Source organism: Streptomyces sp. NPDC031418 (assembly GCF_055581605.1).
In genome coordinates this window covers 359,660-377,815 of the sequence record NZ_JBVIJC010000003.1, presented here as the reverse complement: position 1 = coordinate 377,815, position 18,156 = coordinate 359,660, and the positions used below count along the sequence as shown (strand labels likewise).

Annotated in this window: 19 protein-coding genes; 12 read left to right on the top strand and 7 right to left on the bottom strand. The window is 70.0% G+C overall.

All coding sequences use genetic code 11. The features are described 5' to 3' along the window. Positions 1-87: 87 nt before the first annotated feature. Entirely contained in the window at positions 88-1,434 is a 1,347-nt protein-coding gene (locus ACZ5CZ_RS05930; protein ID WP_385843622.1) for a nicotinate phosphoribosyltransferase, read from the bottom strand. A gap of 57 nt (positions 1,435-1,491) precedes the next feature. On the opposite strand from ACZ5CZ_RS05930, the gene clpS reads away from it, so the two are divergent. The 8 genes from clpS to ACZ5CZ_RS05890 all read left to right on the top strand — a co-directional run bounded on the left by clpS (position 1,492) and on the right by ACZ5CZ_RS05890 (position 9,147). Further along, positions 1,492-1,809, top strand: a complete 318-nt coding sequence (gene clpS, locus ACZ5CZ_RS05925) for an ATP-dependent Clp protease adapter ClpS (RefSeq protein ID WP_385843623.1) — start codon at positions 1,492-1,494, stop codon at positions 1,807-1,809. A 13-nt stretch (positions 1,810-1,822) separates the two neighbouring features. Beyond that, on the top strand, positions 1,823-2,428 hold the full coding sequence (locus ACZ5CZ_RS05920) for a DUF2017 domain-containing protein (RefSeq protein ID WP_468939548.1): 606 nt from the start codon (positions 1,823-1,825) through the stop codon (positions 2,426-2,428). Between the two features lie 379 nt (positions 2,429-2,807). Continuing rightward, positions 2,808-4,244: an amino acid permease gene (locus ACZ5CZ_RS05915; RefSeq protein WP_468939545.1), complete on the top strand. Its 1,437-nt coding sequence runs from the start codon at positions 2,808-2,810 to the stop codon at positions 4,242-4,244. Between the two features lie 146 nt (positions 4,245-4,390). Next, the gene (locus tag ACZ5CZ_RS05910) at positions 4,391-4,813 is read left to right on the top strand and encodes a M67 family metallopeptidase (RefSeq protein ID WP_385843627.1); all 423 of its coding nucleotides are present in this window, start codon (positions 4,391-4,393) and stop codon (positions 4,811-4,813) included. 163 nt (positions 4,814-4,976) lie between these two features. Further along, positions 4,977-5,255, top strand: a complete 279-nt coding sequence (locus ACZ5CZ_RS05905) for a MoaD/ThiS family protein (RefSeq protein WP_385843629.1) — start codon at positions 4,977-4,979, stop codon at positions 5,253-5,255. Positions 5,256-5,272: 17 nt separating this feature from the next. Beyond that, positions 5,273-6,223, top strand: coding sequence for a PLP-dependent cysteine synthase family protein (locus ACZ5CZ_RS05900; RefSeq protein ID WP_385843630.1), 951 nt, complete (start codon positions 5,273-5,275; stop codon positions 6,221-6,223). A 274-nt stretch (positions 6,224-6,497) separates the two neighbouring features. Continuing rightward, positions 6,498-8,564 (top strand): putative Ig domain-containing protein, encoded by a 2,067-nt coding sequence (locus tag ACZ5CZ_RS05895; protein ID WP_385843632.1) that lies wholly within the window; start codon positions 6,498-6,500, stop codon positions 8,562-8,564. Between the two features lie 133 nt (positions 8,565-8,697). Beyond that, positions 8,698-9,147 (top strand): hypothetical protein, encoded by a 450-nt coding sequence (locus tag ACZ5CZ_RS05890; protein WP_385843633.1) that lies wholly within the window; start codon positions 8,698-8,700, stop codon positions 9,145-9,147. Here the strand turns inward: ACZ5CZ_RS05890 and ACZ5CZ_RS05885 are convergent. After that, the gene (locus ACZ5CZ_RS05885) at positions 9,144-9,602 is read right to left on the bottom strand and encodes a type II toxin-antitoxin system PemK/MazF family toxin (protein WP_385843634.1); all 459 of its coding nucleotides are present in this window, start codon (positions 9,600-9,602) and stop codon (positions 9,144-9,146) included. The genes ACZ5CZ_RS05890 and ACZ5CZ_RS05885 overlap by 4 nt on opposite strands. A gap of 223 nt (positions 9,603-9,825) precedes the next feature. On the opposite strand from ACZ5CZ_RS05885, the gene ACZ5CZ_RS05880 reads away from it, so the two are divergent. Further along, positions 9,826-10,578, top strand: coding sequence for an MBL fold metallo-hydrolase (locus tag ACZ5CZ_RS05880; protein ID WP_385843636.1), 753 nt, complete (start codon positions 9,826-9,828; stop codon positions 10,576-10,578). A gap of 89 nt (positions 10,579-10,667) precedes the next feature. On the opposite strand, the gene ACZ5CZ_RS05875 is transcribed toward ACZ5CZ_RS05880, so the two are convergent. Next, on the bottom strand, positions 10,668-11,933 hold the full coding sequence (locus ACZ5CZ_RS05875; protein WP_468939540.1) for a PTS transporter subunit EIIC: 1,266 nt from the start codon (positions 11,931-11,933) through the stop codon (positions 10,668-10,670). A 168-nt stretch (positions 11,934-12,101) separates the two neighbouring features. Then, positions 12,102-13,406: a PTS transporter subunit EIIC gene (locus tag ACZ5CZ_RS05870; RefSeq protein ID WP_385843639.1), complete on the bottom strand. Its 1,305-nt coding sequence runs from the start codon at positions 13,404-13,406 to the stop codon at positions 12,102-12,104. A 184-nt stretch (positions 13,407-13,590) separates the two neighbouring features. Here ACZ5CZ_RS05870 and ACZ5CZ_RS05865 point away from each other — a divergent pair, with 184 nt between their 5' ends. From ACZ5CZ_RS05865 to ACZ5CZ_RS05855, 3 genes are all read left to right on the top strand, one after another. Then, positions 13,591-13,824 carry a PTS sugar transporter subunit IIB gene (locus tag ACZ5CZ_RS05865; RefSeq protein WP_385843640.1) on the top strand — a complete coding sequence of 78 codons (234 nt, stop codon included), beginning with the start codon at positions 13,591-13,593 and terminating at the stop codon, positions 13,822-13,824. A gap of 99 nt (positions 13,825-13,923) precedes the next feature. Beyond that, positions 13,924-14,661, top strand: a complete 738-nt coding sequence (gene rph / locus ACZ5CZ_RS05860; protein WP_385843642.1) for a ribonuclease PH — start codon at positions 13,924-13,926, stop codon at positions 14,659-14,661. A gap of 136 nt (positions 14,662-14,797) precedes the next feature. Then, the gene (locus ACZ5CZ_RS05855; protein ID WP_385843643.1) at positions 14,798-15,199 is read left to right on the top strand and encodes a hypothetical protein; all 402 of its coding nucleotides are present in this window, start codon (positions 14,798-14,800) and stop codon (positions 15,197-15,199) included. 18 nt (positions 15,200-15,217) lie between these two features. Here ACZ5CZ_RS05855 and ACZ5CZ_RS05850 read toward each other — a convergent pair whose 3' ends face one another. The 3 genes from ACZ5CZ_RS05850 to ACZ5CZ_RS05840 are packed head-to-tail and all read right to left on the bottom strand — an operon-like array spanning position 15,218 to position 17,806. Further along, positions 15,218-16,180: an ABC transporter ATP-binding protein gene (locus ACZ5CZ_RS05850; RefSeq protein ID WP_468939533.1), complete on the bottom strand. Its 963-nt coding sequence runs from the start codon at positions 16,178-16,180 to the stop codon at positions 15,218-15,220. 5 nt (positions 16,181-16,185) lie between these two features. Further along, positions 16,186-17,013: an ABC transporter permease gene (locus ACZ5CZ_RS05845; protein ID WP_468939530.1), complete on the bottom strand. Its 828-nt coding sequence runs from the start codon at positions 17,011-17,013 to the stop codon at positions 16,186-16,188. Continuing rightward, positions 17,006-17,806: an ABC transporter permease gene (locus ACZ5CZ_RS05840; protein ID WP_385843647.1), complete on the bottom strand. Its 801-nt coding sequence runs from the start codon at positions 17,804-17,806 to the stop codon at positions 17,006-17,008. Before ACZ5CZ_RS05840 ends, ACZ5CZ_RS05845 begins: the two co-directional genes overlap by 8 nt. Positions 17,807-18,156: the final 350 nt, after the last annotated feature.

Genomic DNA, 18,156 nt, shown 5'->3' with positions numbered 1-18,156 from the left:
CCTTCGACTATTGGGTTAAGTGTCTGAGCCTAGAGACTTGCGGGCCGGTGCGGGAGGGGTGCGGCGGGGGCGGGCGTCGGTCCGGCTTCAGCTACCCGAGCGCGACGGCAGGTATTCCGTCGGGATGACGGCTTCTCCGCGGGAGAGCTGGGTCGCCGAGAGGGGGAGGTTCGCCCGGGCGGCGATGTGCCGCTCCCGGGGCACGTCCAGCGGTTCGCGCGCCACGACCTCACCGCCCTTGACCAGCTCCACCAGCAGCTGGCGGTCGGCCAGCTCCGGCGGTACCGGGCCGGTGCCGACGACCTCCGCCTCGGCCACCCCGTCCGCGTCCAGCCGGCGCGCCGCCCACTTGCGGCCCCCGACGGACGCCTTGCCCCCGCTCGACTTCTTCGCGACCGGCACCAGCGGGGCCCCGGGGTCGGCGGAGTCGGCGCGGGCGACCAGCTTGTAGACCATCGAGCAGGTGGGGTGCCCGGAGCCGGTCACCAGCTGGGTGCCGACGCCGTACGCGTCCACCGGCGCCGCGGCGAGCGAGGCGATGGCGTACTCGTCCAGGTCGGAGGTGACGACGATCTTGGTGTCGGTGGCGCCCAGCTCGTCCAGCTGCTGGCGCACCCGGTGCGCGACGAGCAGCAGGTCCCCGGAGTCGATGCGGACCGCGCCCAGCTCGGGCCCGGCCACCTCCACCGCCGTACGCACCGCCTCGGTGACGTCGTAGGTGTCGACCAGCAGCGTGGTGCCCCGGCCGAGGGTGTTCACCTGGGCCTGGAAGGCGTCGCGCTCCCGGTCGTGCAGCAGGGTGAAGGCGTGCGCGGAGGTGCCCACGGTCGGGATGCCGTAGCGGAAGCCGGCGGCCAGGTCGGACGTGGTCGCGAAGCCGCCCACGTAGGCGGCGCGCGCGGCGGCGACGGCGGCCAGCTCGTGGGTGCGGCGGGCGCCCATCTCGATCAGCGGGCGATCCCCGGCGGCCGAGGCCATGCGGGAGGCGGCGGCCGCGATCGCCGAGTCGTGGTTGAGGATGGAGAGGATCACGGTCTCCAGCAGCACGCACTCGGCGAAGCTGCCCTCGACGCGCATGATCGGGGAGCCCGGGAAGTAGACCTCGCCCTCGGGGTAGCCCCAGATGTCACCGGTGAAGCGGTAGTCGGCGAGCCAGTTCAGGGTCTCCTCGTCGACGATCTTCCGTTCGCCCAGGAAGCCGAGGACACCGGCGTCGAAGCGGAAGTTCTCCACCGCGTCCAGGACGCGTCCGGTGCCGGCCACGACGCCGTAGCGGCGCCCCTCCGGCAGCCGCCGGGTGAAGACTTCGAACACGCTCCGCCGTTCGGCCGTACCGGCCTTCAACGCGGCCTGAAGCATGGTCAGCTCGTACTGGTCCGTGAAGAGCGCCGTCGAGGGAACATCCACCGGCAGCCCAAGGTCCGCTGTGTTCATGACCAAGGAGCATACTCCCTTTTCGTCGGTGTGACGATTTCGAAGCTCCGTGGCAGCATGGGCAGTGTGACGTCACCCGCGCCCCTGGAGATCGAACGCACCGAGTCGGCGGAACAGGCATTCGCCGTTCCCGAACCCGACGTCCCGTGGGTGACGATCGTGCACAACGACCCGGTCAACCTGATGAGCTATGTGACGTACGTCTTCCAGACGTACTTCGGCTACACCAAGGACAAGGCCACCAAGCTCATGCTCGACGTCCACCACAAGGGCCGGGCGGTCGTCTCCAGCGGTACCCGCGAGGAGATGGAACGCGACGTGCAGGCGATGCACGGTTACGGCCTGTGGGCCACCCTCCAGCAAGACCGGAAGTAGCGAAGCCACTTACATGCCCGGACTTTTCGAACCGCTTTCCGGCGGCGGCGCGGCCGTCGCGCTCGACGACGTCGAGGTCTCCATCATCCGGTCGCTGGCCGTCCAGCTCCTGGAGCTGATCGGCCCCGGGCCGGGCGCCGACGCCTCCGACGATCCGCTGGCCGAGCTGTTCGCCGAGGGGCCGAGCGAGCCGCCCGCCGACCCGGTGCTGCGCAGACTCTTCCCGGACGCCTACAGCGACCCGGAGAAGGTGCCCGACTCGCCCGGCGAGATCGAGGAGCGGCGCGCCCACTCGGCCGAGTTCCGCCGCTTCACCGAGAACGACCTCCGGGCCGGCAAGCGGGAGAACGCGCTGGCGGTGATCCGCACCCTGGACGCGCTGGCGCCGGTGGACGACAGCGGGGCGGTGCTGAAGCTGTCCCCGGCGGAGTCCCGGCAGTGGCTCGGTGCCCTCAACGACCTGCGGCTGGCGATCGGCGCCCGGCTGGAGATCAGCGCCGAGGACGACACCGACCTGCTCTACCGGCTCCCGGACGAGGACCCGCGCAAGCCGATGGTCATGGCGTACCTGTGGCTCGGCGGGCTCCAGGAGACCCTGGTGGCGACGCTGCTGCCGTAACGGCGGACCCTGCTGCGAGAAGGCGGCGGGCGTCTGCCTGTCCCGATACGGAACGGAATCTTCCGGTGCACGGATGTTCGCTCAGCGGACACTCAAATCCGGATAACGATCCCGTCACCGTTGCGGCCTGGTTTGTCGCGCTCGAGCGTTCTTTGTCCGCTTTTCCCTGTGCGGTGCGTCACATCGCCTTCGTGTGATCACTCTTGCGGCCGTGATACATCTTCACGACCGCCCGGCCAACACCACCCACGTTCGGCCGGGTGCGCCACCGAGCCGACGACCGTCGGCCAGGCAACAGCTCCAGCAATCCGGGGGGATCGAGACCCGATCCGGGGCCGACGCAAAGGCCCGGGTCGGCATGGAGAAAGGCGCACCACACATGACCTCAGCGCAGGTCGACCGGCAACACGACGGCAATGAGGCCGTGCAGGTCACGGACGGCGAGGCGGGCGAGGGGTACCACCGCGGACTCGGGTCCCGGCAGATCCAGATGATCGCCATCGGCGGTGCCATCGGCACCGGCCTGTTCCTCGGCGCGGGCAAGGGCATCTCCAAGGCCGGACCCAGTCTGATCCTGGCGTACGCCATCGCGGGCGTCGTCATCTTCCTGATCATGCGCGCCCTCGGCGAACTGCTGATGTACCGCCCGGTGTCGGGCTCCTTCTCGGAGTACGCGCGCGAGTTCATCGGCCCCTTCGCGGGCTTTGTCACCGGCTGGACGTACTGGCTGTTCTGGGTGGTCACCGGTATCACCGAGGTCACCGCCGCGGCCAAGTACATGACGTACTGGTTCGACATCCCGCAGTGGATCTCGGCCCTGGTCTTCACGATCGTCCTCTACGGCGCCAACCTGATCTCCGTGAAGCTCTTCGGCGAGCTGGAGTTCTGGTTCTCCATGGTCAAGGTCACCGCGATCATCGGCATGATCCTGATCTGCGCCGGCATCCTGACGATCGGCTTCTCCGACGCCGGCGACACCGCCTCCGTGGCCCACCTGTGGAACGACGGCGGCTTCTTCCCGCACGGCGTCGGCAACACGCTGATGACCCTCCAGATGGTCATGTTCGCCTTCCTCGCCGTCGAGCTGGTCGGTGTGACCGCGGGCGAGTCCAAGGACCCCGAGAAGGTGCTGCCCAAGGCGATCAACACCGTGCCCTGGCGGATCGCCGTGTTCTACGTCGGCGCGCTGATCATGATCCTGTCGGTCGTGCCGTGGACCAGCTTCCAGCCGGGCGTGAGCCCCTTCGTGGCCGCCTTCCAGAAGATGGGCCTGGCCGCCGGCGCCGGCATCGTCAACTTCGTCGTCCTGACGGCCGCGCTGTCCTCCTGCAACTCCGGCATGTACTCCACCGGCCGGATGCTGCGCGACCTCGCCCTCAACAACCAGGGCCCGCAGGTCTTCACCAAGCTGACCCGCAGCGGCACGCCGCTCGTCGGCACCACCTTCTCCGCCGCGCTGATGCTGGTCGGCGTCTGGATCAACTACCAGTGGCCGGGCAAGGCGTTCGACTACGTCGTCTCCTTCGCGACCATCTCCGGCATGTGGGCCTGGATCGTCATCCTGCTCTGCCAGCTCCGCTACCGGGCCAAGGCCGACCGTGGCGAGCTGCCGCAGAGCGCGTTCCGGGCGCCCGGAGCGCCGTACACCAGCGTGTTCGCCCTGCTGTTCATCCTCATGGTGATCGTGCTCATGGGGATCGACAAGGACGCCCGGGTGTCGCTGTACTGTGCCCCGCTGTGGGGCGCGATCCTCGGCGTGGCGTACGCGGTGCTCAAGCGCCGCAACCCCGAGGCGGCGGCCTTCAGCAAGCGCTGAGCCGCATCGAGGCCACCGGAAAGGGACGTCCGGCCGGCGAGGATACTCGTGGCATCCTCGCCGGCCGCCGCTCAGGGCGTCCGGCATGTGGGCCGTCCCGTACCATCCCTCGGTACGGGACGGCCCCTTTGCTTATCCTGGCCGACATGCTGACCATCACCCAGGCCCTGCACGACCAGATCGTCGCCCACGCCCGCAAGGACCACCCCGACGAGGCGTGCGGCGTCGTCGCGGGGCCGGCGGGCTCGGACCGCCCGGAGCGCTTCATCCCGATGCTGAACGCGGCCATGTCGCCCACCTTCTACGAGTTCGACTCGGGCGACCTGCTCAGGCTCTACCGCGAGCTGGACGACCGCGACGAGGAGCCGGTGGTCATCTACCACTCGCACACCGCGACCGAGGCCTACCCCTCGCGCACCGACATCTCCTACGCCAACGAGCCCGGCGCGCACTACGTCCTGGTGTCCACCGCCGACACCGACGGCCTCGGCGAGTTCCAGTTCCGCTCGTTCCGGATCGTGGACGGAGAGGTGACCGAGGAGGAGGTCACGGTGGTGGAGGCCTACTGATCTCACCAGTCGGTCGGTTTTCGTCCGCCATGTGGGATCACATTCCGGGACCGGGTTCGGGAATCGATACGATGAGCCCATCGTTCTGTGACTGTGGTGCGTGCCCGCTGCTGACGTACCGAGCCCGCCGTTCCGACGACACCTTTGACAGGAGCCCGCGACCATGGCCATCGAGGTCCGCATCCCCACCATCCTCCGCACCTACACCGACGGTCAGAAGGCGGTGGAGGGCCAAGGGGACACCCTCGCCGAGCTGTTCGCCGACCTCGACACCCGGCATGCGGGCATCCAGGCCCGCATCGTGGACGGCGGCCAGCTGCGCCGCTTCGTGAACGTCTACCTGAACGACGAGGACGTCCGCTTCCTGGACGGCATCGAGACCAAGCTGTCCGACGGCGACAACGTGACCATCCTGCCGGCCGTCGCCGGCGGCATGCGCTGATCGGTCCACGGTCAGCGATGCGCTACGACTCCCCGCTGGCCGCGGTGGGCAACACCCCGCTGGTGCGCCTGCCGCGGCTCTCGCCGTCCGCCGACGTCCGGATCTGGGCGAAGCTGGAGGACCGCAATCCCACCGGCTCGGTCAAGGACCGCCCCGCGCTGCACATGATCGAGCAGGCGGAGAAGGACGGCCGGCTGACCCCGGGCTGCACCATCCTGGAGCCCACCTCCGGCAACACCGGCATCTCCCTGGCCATGGCCGCCAAGCTCAAGGGCTACCGCATGGTGTGCGTGATGCCGGAGAACACCTCCCAGGAGCGCCGCGACCTGCTCGGCATGTGGGGTGCCGAGATCATCTCCTCGCCGGCCGCGGGCGGCTCCAACACCGCCGTGCGCATGGCCAAGGAGCTGGCCGCCGAGCACCCCGACTGGGTGATGCTCTACCAGTACGGCAACCCGGACAACGCGGGCGCCCACTACGCCACGACCGGCCCGGAGATCCTCGCGGACCTCCCCTCCGTCACCCACTTCGTCGCGGGCCTCGGCACCACCGGCACGCTGATGGGCGTCGGCCGCTATCTGCGCGAGCACAAGCCGGACATCCAGATCGTCGCCGCCGAACCGCGCTACGACGACCTTGTCTACGGCCTGCGCAACCTCGACGAGGGCTTCGTCCCCGAGCTGTACGACGCCTCCGTGCTGACCAGCCGCTTCTCGGTCGGCTCGGCCGACGCGGTCACCCGCACCCGGGACCTCCTCCAGCAGGAGGGCATCTTCGCGGGCGTCTCCACCGGCGCCGCCCTGCACGCGGCGATCGGTGTCGGGAAGAAGGCGGTCAAGGCCGGGCAGTCCGCCGACATCGTCTTCGTCGTGGCCGACGGCGGCTGGAAGTACCTCTCCACCGGCGTCTACACCGCGGCCACCACGGAAGAGGCCATCGAGACCCTCCAGGGCCAGCTCTGGGCCTAGCCGGCCCCGGACCGCCCCGCTTCAGCCCCCTCTTGGGATGCCTATGAGGGGGCTAAGTGCTTCCTATGGTGAAGCAAAGAAATGCTTTGGGTACTGCCGGTGAAGCCGGGGCCACGGATACGTTCCTGACCGCACCCTGACATGTCACGTTCACCGACATTTCGGGGCGTCTGTGAGTGTCATGCTCATGACTGCGCGGTTCGCCGCCGCACGCGCGTCACGGGCCTGCCCACCCAGTGCGAGAAACCCCACTTCCCCATGGAGGCAGTACCCCATGCGTGAGTCACGCCCGCGCGGGCGCGGACAGAACCTGCGAAGAGCTCTGGCCGTCGCCTTTCCCGCGCTCGCCCTCACCGTCACCGGGCTCGTCGCGGCGCCGACCGCCGGCGCCCAGCCCGTCACGGCGCACCCGCACACCACCAAGGTCACGCAGAACGCCAAGGCCCTGACGGACCCGAAGCGGCAGACCTTCCACACCACCGGCAAGGCCGGCCAGAAGGTGCCCACCCAGCACCTGTGCGCCACCGCCGAGCCGGGTCACGCGTCCTGCTTCGCGCAGCGCCGCACCGACATCAAGCAGCGCCTGGCCAACGCCGTCGCGGCCGCCACGCCCTCCGGCCTCTCCCCGGCCAACCTGCACAGCGCCTACAACCTGCCCACCACGGCCGGTTCGGGCATGACGGTCGCCATCGTCGACGCGTTCAACGACCCGAACGCGGAGGCCGACCTGGCCACCTACCGCTCCACCTACGGCCTGTCCGCCTGCACCAAGGCCAACGGCTGCTTCAAGCAGGTCAGCCAGACCGGTTCCACCACCTCGCTGCCGACCAACGACACCGGCTGGGCCGGCGAGGAGGCGCTCGACCTCGACATGGTCAGCGCCACCTGCCCGAACTGCAACATCATCCTGGTCGAGGCCAACTCCGCCAACGACACCGACCTCGGCATCGCCGAGAACGAGGCCGTCGCGCTCGGCGCCAAGTTCGTCTCCAACAGCTGGGGCGGCTCCGAGTCCTCCACGCAGACCAGCGAGGACACCCAGTACTTCAAGCACCCGGGTGTCGCCATCACCGTCTCCGCGGGCGACTCCGCCTACGGCGCCGAGTACCCGGCGACCTCGCAGTACGTGACCGCCGTCGGCGGCACCGCGCTCACCCAGTCCTCGACCTCGCGCGGCTGGAGCGAGTCCGTCTGGCACACCAGCTCCACCGAGGGCACCGGCTCCGGCTGCTCCGCCTACGACCCGAAGCCGAGCTGGCAGACCGACACCGGCTGCTCCAAGCGGATGGAGGCCGACGTCTCCGCGGTCGCCGACCCGGCCACCGGTGTGGCGGTCTACGACACCTTCGGCGGCTCCGGCTGGGCGGTCTACGGCGGCACCAGCGCCTCCGCCCCGATCATCGCCGGCGTCTACGCCCTGGCGGGCACCCCGGGCTCGGCCGACTACCCGGCGAAGTACCCCTACCAGCACACCGGCAACCTGTACGACGTGACCAGCGGCTCCAACGGCTCCTGCTCCACGGCGTACTTCTGCACCGCCGAGACCGGCTACGACGGCCCGACCGGCTACGGCACCCCGAACGGCACCGCCGCCTTCACCTCCGGCACCAGCACCGGCAACACGGTGACGGTCACCAACCCCGGCAGCCAGTCCACCACGACCGGCGGCTCGGCCAGCCTCCAGATCAAGGCCACCGACAGCGCGGGCGCGGCCCTGACCTACAGTGCCACCGGCCTGCCGACCGGGCTGTCCATCAACAGCTCGACCGGCCTGATCTCCGGCACCGCGTCCACCGCGGGCACCTACCAGGTCACGGTCACCGCGAAGGACTCCACCGGCGCCACCGGTTCCACCTCCTTCACCTGGACCGTCGGTTCCTCCGGCTCCGGCTGCTCGTCCTCGCAGCTGCTGGCCAACCCGGGCTTCGAGTCGGGCAGCACCGGCTGGACCGGCTCCAGCGGCGTCATCACCAACGACACCGGTGAGGCGGCCCACGGCGGCTCCTACAAGGCATGGCTGAACGGCTACGGCTCGGCCCACACCGACACGCTGTCCCAGTCGGTGACCATCCCGGCCGGCTGCAAGGCCACGCTGAGCTTCTACCTGCACATCGACACCGCCGAGACGGGCAGCACCGCGTACGACAAGCTGACCGTGACCGCCGGTTCGACCACCCTGGCGACGTACTCGAACGTCGACGCCTCCTCCGGTTACGTGCAGAAGACCTTCGACCTGTCCTCGCTGGCGGGCCAGACGGTCACCCTGAAGTTCAACGGCGTGGAGGACTCCTCCCTCCAGACCAGCTTCGTCGTGGACGACACCTCCCTGACGACCGGCTGAGCCATACGGAGCAGTGACCCGGTCCCGCACGCGGAAGGAAACCTTCCGCGTGCGGGATCCTTTTGCGCCGGTGGTACGTCACATCTGCACCAGGCGGCCGGTCGTCCGGCCACAGCAGAAAGGCAGAACCCCCATGCGCCGTACGACCCTCTGCGTCCTCGCCGGAGCAACGGCCCTGCTCCTCGCCGGCTGCGGCTCCCAGAGCGGCAAGGACACCGCGAGCAGCGGCAAGGTGCACTCCTCGCCGACCGCGAGCGGCACCGGCTGCGCGGGCCAGGTGGAACTGAAGGCGGCCGACAGCGGCCGTACCGTCTGTGTGGCCAAGGGCGGCGAGGTGCGGATCACGCTGGACGGCACCAAGACCCGGCCGTGGAAGCCGGTCATGGCGAGCGGCACCGCGCTGAAGGCGATCAACACCGGGTTCGTCATCCAGCCGGGCGACGCCACGGCCGCCTTCCAGGCGGTGGCCGCCGGCACGGAGAAGCTGACCTCCACCCGCCCCCTGTGCCCCCAGTCCACCGACCCCGGCCAGGTCTCCTGCAAGGGGATCCAGTCCTGGACGGTGACGGTCGAGGTCCGCTAACCGGCCAGGTGCCGTACCTGGTCCCACAGGACCGGGTCGACCACGCCCACCCGGCGCCGGAAGTGACCGAACGGCACCTCGCGCAGCTCGTCCGTCTCCAGGAAGCTCGGCCGGCCCCCGGCGTCGCCGACCGCGCCGGGCGGCAGCGGGATGACCCCGGCCCGCTCGTCGCGGTACTTGCTGGTGATCTTCGCGACCGTGGCCCGGTCGCCCCGCACCGTCAGCACCAGGCAGGGCCGGTCCTTCAGCCCGGGCCGGTCCTCGTAGGGGACGTTCGCCCACCAGATGTCCCCGGGGGCCGGCCGCAGGGCGTGCGGCGCGCGGGTGCCCGGCCGGCCCGGCGGCCTGAGGTGCCGCGCGGCGGCCCGGCGGCCGCGGCCCCAGCCGTCGACGAGCGTGGCGACCAGCGCGAGCAGCACCACCGCCGCGAGCGCCAGCCACCAGGACGTGTCCATACACACGACGTTACCGGCGCACGGCACACACCGCGCGCCCTCTGCCGAACCTGATGCGCCCCACGTCCAGCCGAACCGGTGACAGCACAGGTGAGTTCGCCCACAACGGCCCCTGGCAAAGGAGCGACCCGCGCTTTCCCGCCTTACGCTCGACGGACCGCACGACCACCGTCAGTCCGCACCCCCGCCCGCATCGTTTCCCGCCAACGGAGGTTTCTGCTTCATGAAGCTCACCGTCGTCGGCTGCTCGGGGTCGTTCCCGTCCGCGGATTCGGCCTGCTCGAGCTACCTCGTCGAGGCCGACGGCTTCCGGTTGCTGCTCGACCTGGGCAATGGCGCCCTCGGCGAGCTGCAACGCCACTGCGGTCTCTACGACCTCGACGCCATCTTCCTCAGCCATCTGCACGCCGATCACTGCATCGACATGCTCGCCTACTTCGTGGCGCGCTACTACCGCCATGACGGCGGCCGCTGCGCACCGATCCCCGTGTACGGCCCCGAGGGCACCGAACACCGTCTGACCACGGCCTACGCCGACACCCCCTCCGCCTCCTCCATGAGCGAGGTCTTCGACTTCCGCACGGTCAAGCCGTCCACCTTCGAGATCGGACCGTTCACCGTGCACACCGAGCGGGTCCGGCACCCGGTGGAGGCGTACGGCATCCGGATCGAGCACGCGGGGAGGTCGCTGACGTACTCCGGCGACACGGGCGTCACCGAGGCGCTGGACCAGCTGGCCCGGGACACCGATCTGTTCCTGTGCGAGGCCGCGTTCACGCACGGCAAGGAGAGCATCCCCGACCTGCACCTCAACGGGCGCGAGGCGGGGGAGACGGCGGCACGCGCGGGGGCGCGCCGTCTGCTGCTCACGCACATCCCGCCGTGGACCGATCCCGAGATCAACCTGCGGGACGCGCGCGCGGTGTACTCCGGGCCGGTGGATCTGGCCGTACCGCGGGCCAGCTACGAGGTCTGAGCCCGGCTAGGGGTGTGGAAGCGGGAATTCCCCGGGCCGCGCTGAGGCGGCCCGGGGAATTCCGGTTCTGACGGGGTTGTCCGAGGGCCTTACTTGGCCTCGGCCTTCTGGAGCTCGGCGAGTTCCTCGTCCGACTCCCGGCCCGGCGTGGGCAGGTTGAACCTGGTGATCGCGAAGCGGAACACGACGTAGTAGACCGCGCCGAAGCAGAGGCCGACCAGGGCCAGGCCCCACGGGTTGTGCGCGATGCCCAGGTTCAGGAAGAAGTCGATCGCACCGGCGGAGAAGCCGAAGCCGTCCTTCATGCCCAGCGCCCAGGTCAGCGCCAGGGAGACACCGGTGAGCACCGCGTGGATGGCGTACAGGGCCGGCGCGATGAACATGAAGGTGAACTCGATCGGCTCGGTGACGCCGGTGACGAAGCTGGTCAGCGCGAGCGAGAGCATCATGCCGCCGACGACCTTGCGGCGCTCGGGGCGGGCGCAGTGCACGATGGCGAGGCAGGCGGCCGGCAGGCCGAACATCATGATCGGGAAGAAGCCGGTCATGAACTGGCCCGCGCTCGGGTCGCCGGCCAGGAAGCGCGCGATGTCACCGCTCTTGCCGTGGTACTCGCCCGCCTGGAGCCAGGGGAAGGAGTTCAGCAGGTGGTGCATGCCGATCGGGATCAGCGCACGGTTGGCGGCACCGAAGAGACCGGCGCCGACGGCACCCGAACCGACCAGCCACTCGCCGAAGTTGTGCAGACCGGTGCCGAGGAAGGGCCAGATGTAGCCGAAGACGATGCCGAGGAGCAGGCCCGCGAAGGCCGACAGGATCGGCACCAGCCGGCGGCCGCCGAAGAAGCCCGCCCAGTCGGGCAGCTTGGTGCGGTAGAAGCGCTGGTAGATCAGCGCGACCGCGAGGCCCATCACCACGCCGCCGAGGACCTTGGCGTCCGCCGGGGCGTCGGCCATGACTATCTTGCCGTCGACGACCGTGGCCACCTTGGGCAGGCTCTTGTCGGTGAAGGTGCCCAGCACGTTCTTGAACACGAGGTAGCCGACGACCCCGGCGAGCGCCGTGGAGCCGTCCGACTTCTTCGCGAAGCCGATCGCGATGCCCACGGCGAACAGCAGCGCCATGTTGTTGAGGATCGCGTTGCCGCCGGCCGCCATGAACGACGCGATCTTCGTCAGGAAGGCCGGGAAGTCCGGGCGGCCCAGCATGTCGTCGTTGCCGAGGCGGACGAGGAGTGCGGCGGCCGGCAGCACGGCCACCGGCAGCATCAGGCTGCGGCCGATGCGCTGGAGCACCGCCATCACTCCGGCGCCCTTCTTCTTCTGGGCCGCGGGAGCGGCGGTCGCCGTGGTCACAAGTTCCTCCAAGGGCAAGGCGCCGCCCGGGAACCATGGAAGGGGACGGCAGCGTCTCTGGTCTACACCACCCAGTGGTGTAGACCTGTTGTAGCACGATGAAGGCGGGATAAGGAACCACGAAATCCGCGACGAAAGGGCTACGCGCCGTAGGCCCGGCGGAAGGCCTCAGACCTTGGTGACGTCCTCGACGTCCTCGGCCGGTTCCCGGCCCGGGGTCCTCAGGTCGAACCTGGTGATGGCGAAGCGGAACACGGCGTAGTAGACGGCCGCGAAGCACAGGCCGAGCGGGACGATGGCCCAGGGCCGCGTCGCCAGCTGCCAGTTGATCACGTAGTCGATCAGACCGGCCGAGAAGCTGAAGCCGTCGTGCACCCCGAGCGCCCAGGTCACCGCCATCGACACGCCCGTCAGCAGGGCGTGGACCGCGTACAGCGCCGGCGCGATGAACAGGAACGAGTACTCGATCGGCTCGGTGATGCCGGTGACGAACGAGGTCAGCGCGACCGACAGCATCAGACCGCCGACCTCCTTGCGCCGCTCGGGCCGGGCGGTGTGGGTGATCGCCAGTGCGGCGGCCGGCAGCGCGAACATCATGATCGGGAAGAAGCCCGAGGTGAACTGGCCCGCGTGCGGATCGCCCGCGAGGAACATGTTGATGTCGCCGTGCACCACCGTTCCGTCCGGCTTGGTGTAGCTGCCGAACTGGAACCAGATGGGCACGTTCAGGAACTGGTGCAGGCCCACCACCAGCAGCGCCCGGTTCGCCACCCCGAACAGCCCGGCGCCCCAGGAACCGGCGTCCCGCAGCCACCCGCTGAAGGTCTCCAGAGCGCTGCCGACCGGCGGCCAGACCCACAGGCACACCACGGCGAAGAGGATCGCCACGAACGCCATGAGGATCGGCACCAGCCGGCGGCCGTTGAAGAAGCCGAGCCAGTCCACCAGCCGGGTGCGGTGGAACCGGGCCCAGAGGTAGGCCGCCAGCAGGCCCAGCACGATGCCGCCGAACACCCCCGGGTTCTGGAAGGTGAAGGCGCTCACCGTGCCGTCCGCCACCTGGCAGCCGGTCTCCACGACCTTGGCTCCCGCCGGGCAGGTGTGCGGGAACTGGTGCAGCACGCCGTAGTAGACGAGGAAGCCCGCCACCGCCGCGAGCGCCGTGGAGCCGTCCGACTTCTTCGCCATGCCGATCGCGACCCCCACGCAGAACAGCAGCGGCAGCCCGATCGAACCGTCGAGCAGTGCGCCGCCCGCGCCGCTCATCACCCTCGACACATTGGTCCAGCCCAGACCGTCCTTGCCGAACACGTCCGGCTGGCCGAGCCGGTTGAGGATGCCCGCGGCCGGCAGCACCGCGATGGGCAGCTGAAGGCTGCGGCCCATCTTCTGCAACCCCTGGAACAGCCGGTTCCAGCGCTCCCGCGCCGGGCTCACCGTGCTCTCGGAGCTGCTGGCGCTCTCCGCGCTCATGGGCGCCTCCCGGCCACTCGACTCGGACGCGGTTTGGCGACCGTCCCCGGGGTGGTGTAGACCAGTTGGCGGACGGTTCCGCTGTCGTGATCGCCATCATTCGGCACGGACGGCATGACCGCTCGCGAAGATGGGCCAACTGTGGGTTACTGCGACAAAGCGGTTCGGATCAGGGAGAAGGAACATGGCCAGCAAGGCTGAGAAGATCGTCGCCGGCCTCGGCGGAATCGACAACATCGAGGAGATCGAGGGCTGCATCACCCGGCTGCGCACCGAGGTCTCCGACCCCTCGCTGGTCGACGAGACCGCCCTGAAGGCCGCGGGCGCCCACGGCGTCGTGAAGATGGGCACCGCCGTGCAGGTCGTCATCGGCACCGACGCGGACCCGATCGCCGCGGAGATCGAAGACATGATGTGAGCCGTCCCGGCTCACCCCGGGCCGCTGCGGCTCACCCCGGAGGGGGCTCTTCCCGATGCGGGAGGAGCCCCTTCCGTATTGGGGACTAGGCTCATGCGCATGTCTCGCATCGACGGCCGTACCCCCGAACAGCTCCGCCCGGTCACCATCGAACGCGGCTGGAGCAAGCACGCCGAGGGCTCCGTCCTCGTCTCCTTCGGCGACACCAAGGTCTTCTGCACCGCCTCCGTCACCGAAGGCGTCCCCCGCTGGCGCAAGGGCAGCGGCGAGGGCTGGGTCACCGCGGAGTACGCCATGCTGCCCCGCGCCACCAACACCCGCGGCGACCGCGAGTCCGTCAAGGGCAGGATCGGCGGCCGGACCCACGAGATCTCCCGCCTCATCGGCCGTTCCCTGCGCGCCGTCATCGACTACAAGGCGCTCGGCGAGAACACCGTCGTCCTCGACTGCGACGTCCTCCAGGCCGACGGCGGCACCCGCACCGCCGCGATCACCGGCGCCTACGTCGCCCTCGCCGACGCCGTCGCCTGGGCCCAGGGCAGGAAGCTGATCAAGGCCGGTCGGCAGCCGCTCACCGGCACCGTCAGCGCGGTCTCCGTCGGCATCGTCGGCGGCGTCCCGCTCCTCGACCTCTGCTACGAGGAGGACGTGCGCGCCGAGACCGACATGAACGTCGTCTGCACCGGCGACGGCCGCTTCGTCGAGGTCCAGGGCACCGCCGAGGCCGCGCCCTTCGCCCGCGACGAGCTGAACGCCCTGCTCGACCTCGCCGTCACCGGCTGCGCCGAGCTGACCGCCCTCCAGCGCGCCGCCCTGGAGGCCACGCTCGCCCAGTAGGCGGGAGAGAAGAAGGGGAGACCGGAAAGGAGCTGCGGCGGCGCAACCCCCGCACCCTTACCGGCGTCCTACCGGTACGGGCGTACGGCCCAGTGTCGTACGCCCGTTCTGCCGTCCAGGGGAGGGAACCACCATCATGGCCGCCAGCCGACGCCGGGGCCGCGTCACCGCCATCGCCGCGACCGTGGCCGTCGCCGTGCTGACCGCCGGGCTCACCACCGGCTGCGACGCCGTCGACAAGGCCCTGGACTGCGTGCAGACCGCCGACTCCGTCGCCGACAGCGTCACCGACCTCCAGCAGGCCGTGGAGAACGCCTCGAACGACCCGACCCAGGCCGACACCGCCCTCGACCAGATCGAGAAGGATCTGAAGAAGATCGGCGACAAGACCGACAACGCGGACGTCAACAAGGCGGTCGACGACCTGAACAAGGCCGTCGGCAACGTGCGGACGGCCCTCAAGAACGGCGACCGCACCCCCGACCTCAGCCCGGTGACCGACGCGGCCGGGGAACTGACCAAGGTCTGCACCAGCTGACCGGCCCGGCGCCCCGGCTCACGGCGCCGCCTTCTCCGCGTACATCCGGGCGATGACCGCCTCGATGTCCGGTTCCCGGACCGACAGGTCCACCAGGGGGTACTCCGCCGCCAGTCGCGCCACGAGCGGGGCCGCCGACTGGCCGGCGGGGAACGCCAGCCACTGCCGCGGCCCCTCCACCCGCACCACCCGGGCCGACTCCACCTCGACCGGCGGCAACTCCCGCTCCAGGTCCACCACGAGCGTCCGCTCGCTCTCCCCGGCCTCGTGCAGCCCCTCCAGCGGGCCGTCGTACACCAGACGCCCGTGGTCGATCACCATCACCCGCGAGCACAACTGCTCGATGTCCGTCAGGTCGTGCGTGGTCAGCAGCACGGTCGTGCCGCGCTCCGCGTTCAACTCCCGCAGGAAGCCCCGCACCTTGGCCTTGGACACCACGTCCAGGCCGATCGTCGGCTCGTCCAGGTACAGCACCTCGGGGTCGTGCAGCAGCGCCGCCGCGATGTCCCCGCGCATCCGCTGGCCCAGCGAGAGCTGGCGCACCGGCACGTCCAGGAGGGAGCCCAGCTCCAGGAGTTCGACGCACCGGTCCAGGTTCTCCCGGTAACGGGCCTCCGGGATGCGGTACATGCGGTGCGCCAGCCGGTAGGAGTCGATCAGCGGCAGATCCCACCAGAGCGTCGTACGCTGCCCGAACACCACCCCTATCCGGTGCGCGAGGCGGTGCCGCTCGCGCGAGGGGTCGATGCCCGCCACCCGCAGCCGGCCGCCGCTCGGCGTCAGGATCCCGGTCAGCATCTTGATGGTGGTCGACTTCCCGGCGCCGTTCGGCCCGATGTACCCGACCATCTCCCCGCGCGCCACCGTGAAGGAGAGCGAGTCCACGGCCCGCACCTCGCGCCGCTCCCGCTTCAGGAACCCGGTCTTCCTGCGGACCTGGAAGACCTTCTCCAGCTGCTCCACCGTGATGAAGTCACCCATGCCACTCAGCTCCCCGTGCTCCGGTACGAACGAAGTCCCGCCCGCCAGGCCAGCCCCGCGAGCGCACAGCACCCCACCGCCACCGCCGGCGACAGGAACGCCGTCCACCGCGGCAGGCCCAGCGGACCCGGCCGGTCCAGCACGTAGGCCGCGGGCAGCCAGTTGACGAAGGCCAGCGGCAGCACGAACGTCACCCCGCGCACCAGCTCCCGCGCGAACACCGTCGGCGGGTACTGCAACAGCGTCGTACCGCCGTAGGTGAAGGCGTTCTGCACCTCGGAGGCGTCCTGCGCCAGGAACTGGAAGGCGGCGCCCACCACGAACACCGCGCAGAAGATCCCGCAGCCGCTCACCAGCATCACCGGCAGCAGCAGCACCTTCAGCGGCGTCCAGTCCACCTCCAGCCGGGTCAATGACCAGGCCAGCACCAGCGCGCCCTGCGTCACCCGGCCGAGCCGCCGCAGCGCGAACCGGTCGGCCGCCACCTGGGCCAGCACCGGCACCGGCCGCAGCAGCAGGGTGTCCAGCGTGCCGTCCCGCAGCCGCGCCCCCAGCTTCTCCATCGGCCCGATGACCAGGTCGGCCAGCCCGAAGGCGGTCGCGGAGACGCCGTAGAGGAAGGCCACCTCCGGCAGCGACCAGCCGCCGAGGGCGTGCACCCGGGAGAACATCAGCACGATCGCGACGAAGTCCAGGAAGGTCGCGGCGAAGTTGCCGATGGTGGTCATCGCGAAGGAGGCCCGGTAGGCCATGGTGGACCTGACCCACATCGCGGCGATCAGCAGATAGGCCCGCAGCCCCTCCCGCGCCCGGCCGGTGACGTGCTCAGCCACCCTGGACCACCACCCTGCGCGTCGCCGCCGACTGGAGCAGCCGCCCGGCACCCAGCAGCACCACCGCCCAGGCCCCCTGGAACAGATAGGTGCCCAGCGGGTCCGCGTGCCCCAGCAGGATCTGCGCCGGCGCCTGGAGCAGCGAGGACCAGGGCAGCAGCCGTACGACCTCGCCGAGCGTCCCCGGGAAGATGTTCAGCGGCAGCAGCATGCCCGAGCAGAAGTAGCCCAGCAGCCAGGACATCTGCGTCACCCCCATGCCGTCCATCAGCCAGAACGCGCTGAGCGCCACCAGGTACCTCAGGCCGAACCCGACGATCATGGCGAGCAGTACGGCGACGAGGAAGGCGATCCAGGTGCCGGCGTCCGTCGGTAAGTACATCGGGAAGCACAGGGCGCCGAAGAGGAAGGGGACGACACCCCGCCCCAGCAGCTGGAAGAGCGCCCGGCCCAGGTCGGTGGCGAGCCACCACAGCTGAAGATCGGCCGGCCGGTACAGGTCGATCGCCACGTCCCCCGTACGGATGCGTTCCATCAGCTCGCCCTCGACGCCCCCGCCGCCGATCGCGAGCGTCGACAGGAACGCCTGTCCCAGCCACACGTACGTCACCACCTGCGCCTGGTCCCACCCGCCGAGGTGCGGCCGCTGGTCCCACACCGCGCGGTAGGTGTAGACGAGGATCAGCCCGAAGACGGTGTTGGTGAAGACCCCTGCCGCAGTGGCGGCGCGATACGTCGCGTACCGTCGGAATCCCCCCGCCGCGACGGCCGCGTACAACCGTCCCGCACCCATGTCAGTCGACCTCCTCGGACAGCTCGACACCGAAGCGCAGGAGCCTAGTCCGGAGGCCCGGCGGCCGGCCACGCATTTTGTGCCCGAAGTGTGCCGGGATCCGGGAACGGAACGCCAGGTGCGAGAGTCTTCACACCGGGGGCGCAGAAGCGTACGAGGCGTACGGGAACGTACGACGCGAAACAGGAGTCCGTGCACGACATGAGCGACGAGCCGCAGCCGCAGCAGCCGAAGGAAGGCGCCGCGCCGGAAAAGCCGCTGCCGGCTGAGGGGCCCGGAAACCCCGGGGGCCGTGAGGAGACGGCCCCCGACAAGGCGGAGGGGGCTGCACAGCCGAGCGAGCCGAAGAA